The organism is Escherichia sp. AM3 (assembly GCF_032029835.1).
Lineage (GTDB): Bacteria > Pseudomonadota > Gammaproteobacteria > Enterobacterales > Enterobacteriaceae > Escherichia > Escherichia coli.
The window spans coordinates 1-273 of sequence record NZ_JAVUPQ010000961.1 but is presented as its reverse complement, the minus strand read 5'-3'; the positions used below and the strand labels follow the sequence as shown (position 1 = coordinate 273).

The window sequence follows — 273 nt, the reverse complement described above, 5'->3', positions numbered from 1 at the left end:
GGTGAGCTGGGGCTGGCGTTTAAGGCCGGATTGTTGCCTGCGGATAAAGTCAGCGCGGTAACCGAGCTGAACGGTCATGCCCCGCTGGCGATGGTCGGGGACGGGATAAACGATGCCCCGGCAATGAAGGCTTCCACCATCGGCATTGCGATGGGTAGCGGCACCGACGTGGCGCTGGAGACCGCCGACGCGGCGCTGACGCACAACCGCCTGACCGGGCTGGCGCAGATGATAGATCTTGCGCGGGCGACGCGGGCCAATATTCGGCAGAAC

General features: G+C 64.8%; 1 protein-coding gene. It reads left to right on the top strand.

The window, feature by feature from the left end:
* A partial coding sequence (locus RTW80_RS29250) for an HAD hydrolase family protein (protein ID WP_312721626.1) occupies window positions 1-273 on the top strand: 273 nt, incomplete at both ends.